Here is a 12,989-nt window from a genome sequence, read left to right on the forward strand (position 1 = left end):
AGGGGGGAGTCCTGGTGATACGGGTTATGCGGCTGCGGCCGCTTGCATCTCACGCGCCCGGCGGGTTTGCTGGCGGGCCATGAGGACGCTGTAGACAATGATGCCGATGCTGACCACGGTGATCAGGATGGCGGCTGCAGCATAGATCGAAGGGTTCACGCCGCGCCGGGCGTAGCCAAAAATCACCTGCGGCAACGTGGTCACCCCGGGGCCGGACAAGAATTCCGAGATGACCACATCGTCGAACGACAGGGTGAAGGTCAGCATCCAGGCCGCCACCAGCGAGGGCGCAATATTAGGCAGCGTGACCAGAAAGAACACCTGGAACGGACGGCAGCCCAGGTCCATGGCGGCCTCTTCGATGGAGCGGTCCATCTCGCGCAGGCGGCCGGTAATGACCACAGTGGCGTAGGCCATGCCCAGCAGGGTGTGGCCCAGCACGATGGTGATGGCGCCCCGGTCTGGCCAGCCCAGTGCGCGCTGCACGGCCACCATCAGCAGCAGCAGCGACAGGCCGATGATCACCTCGGGCATCACCAGCGGTGCGCTGACCAGCCCGGCAAACAGGGTGCGCCCCTTGAACTTGAGGAAGCGCACCAGCACAAAGGCGGCAAACGCACCCAGGATGGTGGACAGCGTGCCGGTGATCACCGCCACCTTGAGCGACAGAAAGAAGCCCTCCACCAGCCGCGAGTCGCCCATCAGCGCGCTGTACCAACGCAACGAAAAGCCGGTGAATACGCCGTCTTGCCGGGTACTGTTGAAGGAAAACAGAATCAGGAAGAACAGCGGTACGTACAGGAACAGGTACACCGCTGCCAGCCAGAAACGGCCAAAGTAGGTTTGGATGAAGCGGGTCATGTCAGGCGTCTTTCGGCGCGTTGGTCGCGTCGCTGTAGCGGTTGTAGATGGCCATGGGGATCAGGATGAACAGAATCATCACGATGGCCAGCGCCGAGGCCCGCGGCCAGTTGTTGCTGCTGAACATTTCGTCCCACACCACGCGGCCGATCATCAGGTTCTCGGCCCCGCCCAGCAGGGACGGGATCACGAACTCTCCCACGCTGGGAATGAACACCAGCATCGACCCGGCGATGATGCCGGCCTTGCTCAGCGGCACGGTGATCAGCCAGAAGGCGTGCCAGGGGGAAGCGCCCAGGTCGTGCGCGGCCTCCAGCAGGCGAAAGTCCATCTTGGTCAGGTTGGCATACAGCGGCAGGATCATGAACGGGCAATACACGTAGGTCATGCCCACCAGCATGGAGATGTCGGTGTAGAGCATCTGGATCGGCTCGTGGGTGATGCCCGCCCACATCAGCAGGTTATTCAGCACGCCTTGGTCGGCCAGGATGCCCTTCCAGGCGTAAACCCGCAGCAAAAAAGAGGTCCAAAACGGCAGCATCACCAGCATCAAGAGCGCGGGCTGCAGGCTGGCCTTGGCGCGGGCGATGAAATACGCAAACGGGTAGCCAATGAACAGGCACAGCACCGTGGTCCAGAAGGCATATTTGACCGAGGTGATATAGGCCTCGATGTAGATGGTCTGGCCCCAGACCATCACACCGTCATCGCCCGGTTCGCCGACGATGGACAGGTAGTTGTGGTATTTCAGCAAGATGCGCCACACGCCGTCTGCCGCAGTGAGCAGCGGGGCAAACGGGTCCACGCCGTTGCCCATGTCGGTCACGCTGATGCGCACCAAAATCAGGAACGGTGCCACAAAGAACAGCACCAGCCACAGGTAAGGCACGCCGATGACAAAGCGCGCACCCGGGATCAGCCGGGCCCATTTCAAGAAATGCATAGCAGACTCTCCTTACTGGGTGAGCGTGACCGGGGCTGCATCGTCCCACCAGAAGAACACCTTGTCGTCCCAGGTGATGTCGCTGTTGGCATGGCGGGTCTGGTTGGCCTCGGTGATCTTGACGCGGCGGCCACCGGCCATTTCGACGATGTAGGAGCTGTAGCTGCCAAAGTAGGCGATCTCACGCACCGTGCCATGGAACAGGTTGTAGGCCACGTCGGCAGGCCGGTCCTTGGCAATGGCGATCTTCTCGGGCCGCACGGCCACCGCCAGCGGCATGCCCTGGGTGCCGCTGATGCCGTGGCCGATATGCACCACGCCCTGGTCGGTGGTGACTTCGCAACGGTCGGGCTCGTCCAGGCTGAGGTGGCCGTCAAACAGGTTGATGTTGCCGATGAAGTCGGCCACGAAGCGGTTGGTGGGGTGCTCGTAAATTTCTTTGGGCGTGCCGACCTGCAGCACCTTGCCCTTGCTCATCACCGCGATGCGCGAAGCCATGGTCATGGCCTCTTCCTGGTCGTGGGTGACCATCACCACCGTCACGCCCACCGACTCGATGATGTTGACCAGCTCGAACTGGGTGCGCTCGCGCAGCTTCTTGTCCAGCGCCCCCAGCGGCTCGTCCAGCAGCAAGAGCTGGGGCTTCTTGGCCAGGCTGCGGGCCAGTGCCACCCGCTGCTGCTGCCCACCGGAGAGCTGGTGCGGCTTGCGCTTGGCAAAGTCGGTGAGCTGCACCAGGTTCAGCATCTCGTCAACGCGGGTTTTGATCTGCGCGCTGGGCATGCCTTCGCGCTTGAGGCCAAAGGCGATGTTCTCCCAGATGTTGAGATGCGGGAACAGCGCGTACGACTGGAACATCATGTTGATGGGCCGCTCGTAGGGCGGCATCTTGGCGATGTCCACACCCCCCAGCATCACCGCGCCCGAGGTCGGGGTCTCAAACCCGGCCAGCATGCGCAGCAAGGTGGATTTGCCGCAACCCGAGCTGCCCAGCAGCGCAAAGATCTCGCCCTTCTGGATCGACAGCGTCACGTTGTCCACGGCGGCCACGCCGTCGAAACGTTTGACCAGGTTTTCGGTGCGCAGAAAGCCTTCAGGCCGGGGTTTGGGCAGGTTCATACGGGGGCATCCCAGAAATCAAAACAATATAGAACTTACGCAGCGCCCCTGTGTCGCCCTTCGGGCTTACAGGGGGAACTTGCGTAAGTCCTGCAATCAAAAAAGCCGTGCACCCCCGATGACGACGGTGCACGGCTTGTCAGTCACAAGCGCTTATTTGCTTTTCTTGAACAGCGTGTAGACGTTGCTCATGGACTCGCGGGTTTCGTTGCTCAGGCTGGTGGGCGAGACCATCTTGGCCATGTTGTCGGCATCGACGAAGGTGGTCTTGTCGCTGGCGATTTCAGGCTTGACCTTGTCGATGCTGGCCTTGTTGGCCGTGGGGTAGCTCAGCTCGTTGGTCAGCGAGGCCGACACTTCGGGGCGCAGGAAGTAGTCCATGAACATCATGGCGTTGTTCGGGTGCTTGGCATCGGCGGGAATGGCCAGGTTGTCAAAGAAGATCAGGCCGCCATTTTTGGGCAGCAGCACTTCGATGTCGTTGCCATTCTTGTTTTCGATGGCACGCGCCTTGGCGATGTTGAGGTCACCCGCCCAGCCCAGGCCCACGCAGGCCTTGCCACCGGCCATGTCGTCGATCATGGTGCTGGAGAACAAACGGATGTCCTTGCGCACCTTGGCCAGCATCGCGCCCGCGGCCTTGTGGTCGGCGGTATCGGCCGAGTAGGGGTTCTTTTCCAGGTAGTGCAGCGCGGGTGGAATCACCTCGGTGGGCGAATCCAGGTAGGCGATGCCGCAGGACTTGAGCTTGGAGGTGTAGGTGGGGTTGAACACCAGGTCCCACACATTCTCAGGCAGCGGCATGGAGCCCAAGGCCTTGGCCACCTTGCCCTTGTTGATGGCCACGGTGGTGTAGCTCCAGGCCCACGGCACCAGGTGGTCATTGCCCGCATCCACACCGGCCACCTTGCCCATGATGACGGGGTCGAGGTTGGCCAGGTTGGGGATCTTGCTCTTGTCGAGCTTCATCAGCAGGCCACCGTCGATCTGCGACTTGGCAAACACCGCGCCGGGCACCACGATGTCGAAACCACTGTTGCCTGCCACCAGCTTGGCTTGCAGGGCTTCGTTGTTCTCGAAGGTCTGGTAGTTGACCTTGATGCCGGTTTCTTTCTCGAAGTTGGCCACCATGTCGGCCGCGATGTAGTCGGGCCAGTTGTACACGTTCAACACTTTTTCTTCGGTATTGGCCGGTGGGGCTGCCGGGGCCGAAGCCACCGGGGCAGCCGGAGCGGGGGCGGCGGCTGCCGGGGCCTCTTCCTTCTTACCGCAGGCACCCAACATCAGGGCGGACAGTGCAATCACCAGGGCTTGCTGTTTCATGTGTCAAAACTCCAAAAAAATGGGGAAACCAAAAAAGATTGTATGGACTAATTACAGATTACTGAACGTGCCCGGCGGCCTTGAGCTCTTGCCACGTCAGGTCCAGACATAGCAAGATCAGCGCCACCATCTCGTCAATTTGCGCGTGCGTCATCACCAGCGGCGGGGCAATGATCATGCGGTCGCCCACGGCACGCATCACCAGGCCGTTGGCAAAGCAGTGCTTGCGGCACAGCATGCCCACCGACAGGCTCTCGTCAAAGCGCTCGCCGGTCTGCTTGTTTTTCACCAGCACCAGCCCGGCCACAAAACCGCAGGTTTCGGCGTGGGCTACCAGCGGATGGTCGTTGAGCGCGCCGTACTTTTGCGCCAGGTAGGGGCCGATATCGGTGCGTACCCGCTCGACCAGGTTTTCGCGCTCCATGATGGCGATGTTGGCCAGCGCGACGGCGCAGGCTACCGGATGGCCGCTGTAGGTGTAGCCATGGTTGAACTCGCCGCCCTTTTCGATCAGCACCTTGGCCACGCGGTCGCCCACCAGCACGCCGCCCAGCGGTATGTAGCCACTGGTTACACCTTTTGCAAAAGTGACCAAATCAGGCTTGTAGCCAAACTTCTCATAGGCAAACCAGTGGCCCAGCCGGCCAAAGGCGCAGATCACCTCGTCGCTGATCAGCAAGATGCCGTATTTATCGACGATGCGCTGGATCTCCGGCCAGTAGGTCGCGGGCGGAATGATCACCCCGCCCGCGCCCTGCACCGGCTCGCCAATGAAGGCCGCCACCTTGTCGGGGCCAACCTCCAGAATCTTGGCTTCCAGCCAGCCCGCTGCGCGCAAGCCGAACGCGTCTGCAGTTTCCCCCGGCAGTGCGTTCTCTACGCCGTAAGGCTGTTCGATGTGGGTGATGTTGGGAATCGGCAGGTCGCCCTGGGCGTGCATGCCCGACATGCCGCTGAGCGAGGCCGCCGCCATGGTGCTGCCGTGGTAGCCGTTGTGGCGACTGATGATGACCTTGCGCTGCGGCTGGCCCAGCAGGTCCCAGTAGCGGCGCACCATGCGCACATTGGAGTCGTTGCTTTCGCTGCCGCTGCAGGAATAAAACACGTGCTCGAAGCCGCGCCCGTCCACTTTGGGGGCCAGGCTGGCCAGCTTGGCGGCCAGGGTGGCGGCGGGCACGTTGGTGGTCTGGAAGAAGCTGTTGTAGTAGGGCAGCGTCAGCATTTGCTGGTAGGCGGCATCGGCCAGCTCCTTGCGGCCGTAGCCCACGCTGACGCACCACAGGCCGCTCATCGCGTCGAGCAGGCGGTTGCCCTCGGAATCCCAGATGTAGATGCCATCGGCGCGGGTGATGACCTTGGCGCCGCGTGCGTTCAGGTCCTGGAAGTCGGTGAAGGGGTGGAGAAAGTGGGCGCTGTCCAGCGCCTGGATTTCTGCGGTATTGACGGTATTTGGCATAGGCATTTTCTGGAGTTGATGTTCAAACGTGCAGCAGGAGGTGCTCGCGTTCCCAGGGCGAAATCACCTTCATGAACTCTTCAAACTCCAGCTCCTTGATCTCGGTGTAGACGGTGATGAACTCCTTGCCCAGGATGTCGTGCAGATCGGTCTCGTTGCGCAGCAGGTCCAGCGCCTCGCCCAGGCTGCGCGGCAGCGAGAACGGGGCCAGGTAGGCGTCGCCCTTCATCTCGGCCTTGGGCTTGATCTTCTTTTGCATGCCCAGGTAGCCGCAGGCCAGCGTCATGGCCATGGCCACGTAGGGGTTCGCATCCACGCCAATCACACGGTTTTCCACCCGCCGCGCCTGCGGGCTGGAGATGGGCGAACGGATGCCGACCGTGCGGTTGTCGTAGCCCCATTCGGTGTTGATGGGCGCCGCGGTGTTGCGCGACAGGCGGCGGTAGCTGTTGACGTACGGGGCCACCAGGGCCATGGCGGCGGGCTGGTAGCGCTGCAGGCCGCCGATGTAGTGGAAGAAGGCCTCGGACGGCGTGCCGTCGTCGTTGCTGAAGATATTCTTGCCCGTGGCCTTGCTGACCAGGCTCTGGTGCACATGCATGGCGCTGCCGGGCTCGCCCTCAATGGGCTTGGCCATGAAGGTGGCGTACATGTCGTGGCGCAGCGCCACCTCGCGCACCGTGCGCTTGAAGAAGAACACCTCGTCGGCCAGGCCCAGCGGGTGCGCGTGGAAGAAGTTGATCTCCATCTGCCCGGCACCGGCCTCGTGGATCAGGGTGTCCACGTTGAGCTCCATCTTGTCGCAATAGTCGTACAGCTCTTCAAACAGCGGATCAAATTCATTCACCGCGTCGATGCTGTAGGACTGGCGCGAGGTTTCGGCCCGGCCGCTGCGGCCGATCGGCGGGCGCAGCACGGTGTTGGGGTCGGTGTTGCGGGCCACCAGGTAGAACTCCAGCTCGGGCGCCACCACCGGCTCCAGGCCCATCTCGGCATACAGGTCGCACACGCGGCGCAGCACGCTGCGGGGCGCAAACGGCACCAGCTTGCCCTCGCGGTCGTAGCAGTCGTGGATGACCTGGGCGGTAGGGTCAGTGGCCCAGGGAACGATGCGTACGGTGGATGCATCGGGGCGCAGCTGCATGTCGCGGTCGGTGGGATTCACCACGTCGTAGTACGGGCCCTGGGACGGCAGCTCGCCGGTCACACCCATGGCCACCACGGCCTCGGGGATGCGCATGCCGCGGTCTTCGGTGAACTTGGCACGGGGCAGAATCTTGCCGCGCGCCACCCCGGTCAGGTCGGGCACCAGGCATTCCACCTCGGTAACCCGGCGCTCGTTGAGCCAATTTTCCAGGTCGTTGAAGGTCATGTTTTCTTTTTTGACATCAGCCATAGGCAATTTCTCCAGTTGGGTTAGGTTGCTATGACTTACGGAGCGCCCACACTAGGTGCTGAGCGCTGCGTAAGCCGTTTTTTCACTTCACTGAGGTAGCGCCCGCCAGGCGCTGTCTCAGTGCTTTTTCACGCTTGCGTGATCTGCACGCGGCCCCGAAGGCCGCAAATATTGCTGTGTAAAAGGGGTTCTCCGACCAGCGCCACTCGGGGTGCCACTGCACCGCATAGGCAAACGCCGCAGCGCCGGTGATCTCGAAAGCTTCGATCAGCCCGTCGGGTGCATGGGCAATGGCCCGCAGGCCCGGGGCCAGCCGCCCGATGCCCTGGCCGTGCAGCGAGTTCACCCGGGTTTGCACGCCCCCAGCCCACTGGGCCATGGCCGAATCGGGGGCGATGCGCAGCTCGTGGCTCAGACCGTATTGCGTGGCCAGGGGGGCGGTTTCGTCCTCCCGGTGGTCCTGCAGGCCGGGTACGGCGTGCACCGCCTGGTGCAGGCTGCCGCCCAGGGCCACGTTGATTTCCTGGAACCCCCGGCAGGCCCCCAGCAGCGGCACGCCCTGGGCGATGCAATGCTGCACGAGCGCAAAGGTGAGCGCGTCGCGGGCCGGGTCCAGCGGCAAGCTGGGGTCGGCCACGGGCTCATTGAAATGGGAAGGATGCACATTCGACGGCGAGCCGGTGAGCATGACCCCGTCCACCAGGGCCAACAGCGCAGGAATATCGGCCACGTCGGCCAGCGGAAAGCTGACTGGCTGGGCCAGCGCACCGTCGCGCACGGCGCGGGCGTATTTGTCGCCCAGGTACAGGTAAGGCAGCGACACATCGTCCCCACCACGCTGGCGGTGGTCCATCGGCAGCCAGACGAGGGGGCGCGGCGTTACCAGAGGGCTGCGCAATTCAAAGGGGTTAACGGTGTTTGCATCTGAGGTGGAGGTCATGCCAGCCAGGGTCCAGAGGAAGTTGTTACCAATCCGTAATCCACTTCACTGTAACCCACGCGCCGCACTTTCGCCGATCACAACACTCTATTTTTTGTAGCTGCTTGTGCCGATGGAATAAGCACAAGAGGCAGATTTGATGCTGGTAATCATGGATTTCACCGGGGTGTCGCGTACAAGACGTTGACCAATTGCGCCAACCGCGCTCCGGCCTTGGTCAGCTGCCGGGTCTGCAGGGCATCCTGCCGGGCGCGGTAGTCGGCCGGTTCGGCCAGCGTGGCGGGCCACACCCTCCCCCTGTCCAGCCTGGACGGGCCTACCGTGACGCCCGCGAACGCCGCCCCCGACACCGCCACAGTGTCGCTGGCCCAGGTCTGCGCCAGGCGACCCGCAGCCGCCCGGCTCTTGCGCAGCGCCCGCGCGGCTTGGACCATGCTGGCGGGCACGGCATCGGCGCGCAGGCCGTCGGGCAGATCGTCCCACAGCGCGTGCAGGTTGTCGCCATGGCCCATGTCGAGGCTGTTGCCACCACGGGTTTCCAGCGGTTCAGGCCCTCCCGGCGCGTCGGGATCTACCGTATTGCCAGCCTCATCCAGGTACAGCGCGCCCACATGCAGTGGCTGGTGCAGGTCGCCGATGAAATGCGCCAGCAGCCGCAGGGCCTCGCCCCGGCTGGTGATGCTGAACGGCGGCGGCACCGGCTGGCCCTGCAATTGGGCAATGGCGGCGTTGATGGCATGCACCAGGTCGTGGTCATTGGTGCCTACGTAGCCCATTCTGTAGCGGCCGTGCTGGTAGGCCACATCGGCGTAGTGGTAGGTTTTGTGGCAGTCGCGCAACTGGCCGCAGGTGTTCCAGTTGCGCGACGCGTAGCTTTGCATGGCCTGCACGCCCTCGGCGGTCTCAAAACGGGTGCAAGCGGGCGACGGCCAGCGCTCGTCCGCCGCATATTCAAAACCCCGCGTGCCCAGGCCCACCCCCTTGGCGCAATCGGCCCAGGGCGCCGCCTGGGCCAAGGTCAGCCCCATGTCGCGCTGTAGCCCGGCCCGGGCCTGCGGGGTCAGCAACTGGTCGGCAATGGCACCCACCAGCATGTGCCCCTGGTGGCCCCAGGCAGCCGCGCGCAATGGTGCCAGACAGGCCAGCACCAGCAGCCATCCCAACCAGCAAGTTTGTCTTTTGTTCAGCATATGCGGACGCTAAATTTTGACAGGCTTTTTAGCCAGCAGCGCATGCATCCAATTGGCATGCCGGGGTGTGCAGGCGGCCTGGGCTTTTTGCAACTGCACCGCCAGCCGGGTGTAGACCTTTTGCGGCAGGGTGCGGGCCGGTGGCGGCTGCAAGGCGGCCCCGCAGTGGATGCACGGCTCGTCCTGGATGTAGGTGCCATACGGGTTGCCCGCCAAGTCCATGAGCCAGGCCGACACCGCATTGGTGCCTGGCTCGGCAACCCCCACCAGGGTTTGCCGCTGTACCCCGTATGCAGGAAACAGCGACCGCAGCCGCGCTTCGTCAAACCGGTTCACATGGCCCCAAGGCGGGTTGCGGCCACCGCAGCGCTGGCAGGTGCTGCGGCCATGGCGGATATCTTGCCGGTAGGGCACGCCCACCACGATGTAGCGCGCCGCCACCCGCGCCAGCTCGGCGCACACCCGGGGAAGTTGCGGCGGGGGAATGTGTTCCAGCACTTCGGCGCACAACAGCAGGTCGAACGCACCATTGTGGAATTGCAGCGCCGCCGCGTCGCCCTGCACGCACCGCACACGGGGGTCGTCCAGTTCGGGCTGGGCCAGGTCCAGGGCGGTCACCTGGGCATAGCGGTCGGCCAGGTGCCGGGCCAGGAAACCATCGCGGGCACCGATGTCCAGCGCGGTCTGCACATCGGTCGGCAGCAAAGCCATCAAATCCGCCACACGCTGCCGGTCGGTCAGGCTGTTGCGGTTGTCTTCCAGACTGAGGAACATTTTGCGACCTCCTTACCTTGGAACGCGGGCACGTTCTTGCCAGCAGCAAAACATATACCACCATGCCGCGCCAGGCCCCCTGTAAGCGTGCCGCCGATACGCATGAATTGCAAGCCCCGCCAGATAGCCAACCACAAAAAGCCGGCACATCGCTGTGCCGGCCTGGTGGGTGCGGTGTGGCGGTTAGGGCGTGCCGGTGGGCGCCGTGTCGTCTGTTCCACGTCCTTGGCGCACATGGCCTGGCGCATCGTCGGCACCGCGCGCCTGGCGCACATGGCCTGCCGCGTCATCGGCTCCACGGCCTGCGCGGCCCGCGCTGGCATCGTCGCCGGATGCCGAATGCGATGGCGATGCAGCAGAGGCAGACGACGAACCGGCGGAGGACGCACTGGACGACGATTTGCCGGAAGAGCCCGAAGAGCCCGAGCTGCCAGAGCTGCCTCCCTTGCCTGCCATGGCCGGAGCGCAGGCCAGTGCGAGGAGCAGGCTGGCAACGGTGGCCACCAAGGCCGTGCGAAGTGTGTACATGGTGTGGTTCCTTAAAAAGAGGGTTTAGAGGCGGCTTGTGTGTGAATTTTTCCCACACACGACGCCACTATATGCGGGAAATTTTCCCACTGCAATGTTTTTGTGTAATTTTTTCCCACGAACGCGTTATATTGAGGCCATGGATAGCTCTAGCACCTCGCCCGCGGGACCCCCGCCTTCTCTCGTCCGCGCCCTGCGCAAAGTTCTGCGCCCGGTGGTGCGGGTCATGTTGTCGCAAGGCATTACCTATCCCTACCTCGCAGAACTGTTGAAAAATCTGTTCGTCGACGTGGCCGAAAGTGAATTCCGCCTGGACAACAAGCCGCCTACCGACAGCCGCGTCAGCCTCATGACGGGGGTGCACCGAAAAGACGTGAGCCGCCTGCGGTCCGAGCTCCAACGGACGACGGACGCGGTGCCAGACGTCGTGTCCCTCGGCGCCGCGCTGGTGGCTGTCTGGCTGGGCACGGCGCGCTACCTGCAGGAAGACGGCAGCCCCCTCCCCTTGGCGCGCTTTGCCAGCGACGGCGGCGAGCAGTCGTTTGAAAGCCTGGTGGCGGGCGTGAACAGCGACATCCGCCCCCGTGTGGTGTTGGACGAGTGGCTGCGCCTGGGCGTGGTGCACATCGACGCGGCCAACCGGGTGTGCTTGAATGCCGAAGCCTTTGTGCCCAGCGAAGGTTTTGACGAAAAAGCCTATTACTTCGGCCACAACCTGCATGACCATGCGGCCGCAGCCGCCAGCAACCTGCTGGGAGGCAAGCCGCCGTTTCTGGAGCGCAGCGTGCAGTACGACGCACTCAGCGAAGCCTCCATTGCCCTGCTGGCCCGGCAAAGCACGGACGCCGCCATGAAAGCCCTGCTGGCCGTCAATAAAAACGCCCTGTCCCTGGAACAGGCGGACGCCGCACACAGCACGCCCCGCCACCGCATGACCTTCGGCGTGTACTTTTACGCCGAACCGGTGGCGGCGGATGCCGACGCCGATGCCTCCCTCACCCGGCCCCCGGGAGCGACGCCATGAGCCCCCGCTGGCTGGGTCTTCCCGCCGCGGCGCTGCTGGCCGCCCTGCTCAGCGCGCCACACGCCTTTGCCGCCAACGTCTGCGGCACAAGCGACTCGCCGATCAACCCCCAGGCCGTTGCGCCGGGCATCGGCGGCACGGGCGACACTGCGCTGCGCCCGGGCCTCGGTGGTACCGGTGATGTAGCCGCCAAACCGGGCCTTGGCGGCACCGGTATCGACGCTGCCAGGCACAATGACAACGGCGGCATTGGGGGTACCGGCATCGTGGGCGTGATCACCGGTTTCGCCAGCATCTGCGTCAACGGCATGGAAGTGCACTACGACAAGACCACCCCGATCCACGACAACGGCCTGCCCGCCCAGGCCAGCACGCTGTCGGTGGGTCAGGTGGTCGTGGTGACGGCCCTGGGCGAAGCAGACGAACTGCAAGCGCGGCAGATTGCGCTGCAGCACCTGGCCATCGGACCGGTGGCTTCTGTGAACCTTGCCCGCGGCGAGCTGGAAGTACTGGGGCAAACCGTGCACTGGAGCGGAGACGCCGCACAGCTGGCAGGCCTGCAAACGGGACAATGGCTGCGCATCAGCGGCATGCGGCTCAGCGACGGCAGCATCGACATGTCGAACCTGCAGGCTGTGCCGCCCCAGGCGCAGGCGCTGCTCACGGGCCCTGCAGAACAAGGCACCCCTGGCAGCATCCGGGTCGGTGGCACCACGGTGCACACCGACCAACTCGGCTTCATCGACGGCCTGCGGGCCTGGCGCGCCGCAAGAAGCGGACAGGAAATCCAGATCCGTGGCACCTGGGACGGGCATATGCTGGTAGCCACCGCCCTGCAGGCAGAGCCCACACGCAGTGCATTGGGGCAGGTGGCGCGCGTCGTCATGGAAGGCTATGTCCGATCGGCCTCGCGGGACAGCCTGGACATTGGCCAGGGCCGCATGGCACTGGCCAGCACCTTGCCCGGGGCCGAGCGGGCTGCGCTGAGTGGCGACAGGGAACAACGGGTCCGGATTACCGGTCTGCGCGACAGCCAAGACCGCGTGACGGTGCAACACATCGAGGTGCGCCACAGCGAAGCCAAGCGCAGCAGCGCCCAAAGCGGCAAAAAAGCGGGCAGCACCAGCAGTGGCAGCTCTGACGACTCCAGCGGCAGCTCGGGCTCGCAAACCTCGGGCAAAACCGAAACGGGGGATGACAGCAAAAGCGGTACCAGTACGAGTGGCAGTACCAGTGGCAGCACCAGCACCAGCACCAGCACCAGCACCAGCGGCAGTGGCAGTGGCAGTGGCAGTGGCAGTTCAGGTTCTTCCGGAAGTTCGGGTAGCTCCGGCAGTTCTGGCAGCTCCGGAAGTTCGGGTAGCTCCGGCAGCTCGGGTGGCTCAGGGAGCTCTGGCGGTTCGGGAGGTAAGGGCAAAGGAAAATAGTCGGCGCA

Annotated in this window: 12 protein-coding genes; 2 read left to right on the top strand and 10 right to left on the bottom strand. The window is 63.9% G+C overall.

The window, feature by feature from the left end:
- Nucleotides 1–24: 24 nt before the first annotated feature.
- The 10 genes from AB3G31_RS13375 to AB3G31_RS13420 form a co-directional block, all read right to left on the bottom strand.
- Nucleotides 25–861: an ABC transporter permease subunit gene (locus tag AB3G31_RS13375; RefSeq protein ID WP_367846573.1), complete on the bottom strand. Its 837-nt coding sequence runs from the start codon at nucleotides 859–861 to the stop codon at nucleotides 25–27.
- A 1-nt stretch (nucleotide 862) separates the two neighbouring features.
- Nucleotides 863–1,804, bottom strand: a complete 942-nt coding sequence (locus AB3G31_RS13380; protein ID WP_367846574.1) for an ABC transporter permease — start codon at nucleotides 1,802–1,804, stop codon at nucleotides 863–865.
- A gap of 12 nt (nucleotides 1,805–1,816) precedes the next feature.
- Nucleotides 1,817–2,923, bottom strand: a complete 1,107-nt coding sequence (locus tag AB3G31_RS13385; RefSeq protein ID WP_367846575.1) for an ABC transporter ATP-binding protein — start codon at nucleotides 2,921–2,923, stop codon at nucleotides 1,817–1,819.
- A gap of 153 nt (nucleotides 2,924–3,076) precedes the next feature.
- Nucleotides 3,077–4,246: an extracellular solute-binding protein gene (locus tag AB3G31_RS13390; RefSeq protein ID WP_367846576.1), complete on the bottom strand. Its 1,170-nt coding sequence runs from the start codon at nucleotides 4,244–4,246 to the stop codon at nucleotides 3,077–3,079.
- Nucleotides 4,247–4,304: 58 nt separating this feature from the next.
- The gene (locus AB3G31_RS13395) at nucleotides 4,305–5,702 is read right to left on the bottom strand and encodes an aspartate aminotransferase family protein (protein ID WP_367846577.1); all 1,398 of its coding nucleotides are present in this window, start codon (nucleotides 5,700–5,702) and stop codon (nucleotides 4,305–4,307) included.
- 22 nt (nucleotides 5,703–5,724) lie between these two features.
- Entirely contained in the window at nucleotides 5,725–7,098 is a 1,374-nt protein-coding gene (locus AB3G31_RS13400; RefSeq protein ID WP_367846578.1) for a glutamine synthetase family protein, read from the bottom strand.
- Nucleotides 7,099–7,180: 82 nt separating this feature from the next.
- The gene (locus AB3G31_RS13405) at nucleotides 7,181–8,038 is read right to left on the bottom strand and encodes a gamma-glutamyl-gamma-aminobutyrate hydrolase family protein (RefSeq protein ID WP_367846579.1); all 858 of its coding nucleotides are present in this window, start codon (nucleotides 8,036–8,038) and stop codon (nucleotides 7,181–7,183) included.
- 158 nt (nucleotides 8,039–8,196) lie between these two features.
- Nucleotides 8,197–9,201, bottom strand: a complete 1,005-nt coding sequence (locus tag AB3G31_RS13410) for a S1/P1 nuclease (RefSeq protein ID WP_367846580.1) — start codon at nucleotides 9,199–9,201, stop codon at nucleotides 8,197–8,199.
- Nucleotides 9,202–9,237: 36 nt separating this feature from the next.
- The gene (locus AB3G31_RS13415; protein WP_367846581.1) at nucleotides 9,238–10,002 is read right to left on the bottom strand and encodes a class I SAM-dependent methyltransferase; all 765 of its coding nucleotides are present in this window, start codon (nucleotides 10,000–10,002) and stop codon (nucleotides 9,238–9,240) included.
- 183 nt (nucleotides 10,003–10,185) lie between these two features.
- Nucleotides 10,186–10,530, bottom strand: a complete 345-nt coding sequence (locus AB3G31_RS13420) for a hypothetical protein (RefSeq protein WP_367846582.1) — start codon at nucleotides 10,528–10,530, stop codon at nucleotides 10,186–10,188.
- 139 nt (nucleotides 10,531–10,669) lie between these two features.
- On the opposite strand from AB3G31_RS13420, the gene AB3G31_RS13425 reads away from it, so the two are divergent.
- Entirely contained in the window at nucleotides 10,670–11,554 is an 885-nt protein-coding gene (locus tag AB3G31_RS13425; RefSeq protein ID WP_367846583.1) for a DUF6502 family protein, read from the top strand.
- Nucleotides 11,551–12,981, top strand: coding sequence for a DUF5666 domain-containing protein (locus tag AB3G31_RS13430; RefSeq protein WP_367846584.1), 1,431 nt, complete (start codon nucleotides 11,551–11,553; stop codon nucleotides 12,979–12,981). Before AB3G31_RS13425 ends, AB3G31_RS13430 begins: the two co-directional genes overlap by 4 nt.
- The last annotated feature ends 8 nt before the right edge of the window (nucleotides 12,982–12,989 follow it).

The sequence above is a fragment of the Rhodoferax sp. WC2427 genome (assembly GCF_040822085.1).
GTDB lineage: Bacteria > Pseudomonadota > Gammaproteobacteria > Burkholderiales > Burkholderiaceae_C > Rhodoferax_B.